Consider the following 255-nt stretch of genomic DNA (forward strand, 5'->3'; position numbering starts at 1 on the left):
ATACATAATATTTCCGTTTGTGAAGTTTGTTCTATATGAAAATCTATTAGTTTTCTTTGATTTAAATTTAGGAAATCCTGCATTTTCTTTAAAGAATTTTTTATATGCGTTTTCTAAATCTTTTAAGATGTTTTGTAGTGAAAATTTGTCAGGTTCTTTAAGCCACTCTAATTCTTTTTTTAAATCAGTCAAATCAGAACTGCACTGCTTATAAGTAAAAGTTTCTTTATAGTTTTCATAAACTTCTATTCTTTT

Annotated in this window: 1 pseudogene; it reads right to left on the reverse strand. The window is 24.3% G+C overall.

The window, feature by feature from the left end:
- Positions 1–255: pseudogene (locus KGF45_RS20600) on the reverse strand (IS200/IS605 family element RNA-guided endonuclease TnpB); the annotation flags it as partial.

It is taken from the genome of Clostridioides sp. ZZV14-6154, assembly GCF_020657785.1.
Lineage (GTDB): Bacteria > Bacillota > Clostridia > Peptostreptococcales > Peptostreptococcaceae > Clostridioides.